Annotated in this window: 1 protein-coding gene; it reads right to left on the bottom strand. The window is 57.6% G+C overall.

Going from position 1 to position 231, the window contains the following annotated elements; translation table 11 throughout:
• Positions 1-231, bottom strand: a 231-nt coding sequence (locus tag ACYYG1_RS17960) for a S16 family serine protease (RefSeq protein ID WP_461211690.1), incomplete at both ends; no start/stop codon positions are given.

Genomic DNA, 231 nt, shown 5'->3' with positions numbered 1-231 from the left:
CCTCAGTCCAGGCAAGACCTGTGACAACGCCTACCTGATCTTCACCGTCGATCTGGCCGAAGCGGAATTTCTGCACGCCGAGATAGTCGTTGATGTTGGTCTCGGTGACCTTCACCGTCTTCTTGGTCTTCGACTTCAGAATTTCCGTCACTGCCTTGCGGGCAAGCTTCATCAGCTCCCGTTCGAGACTGCGCACGCCGGCTTCCCGCGTGTAATCGCGGACGATGGCAC

Source organism: Desulfocurvus sp. DL1XJH-121, assembly GCF_054819825.1.
This window is presented reverse-complemented; position numbering and strand designations above follow the sequence as displayed.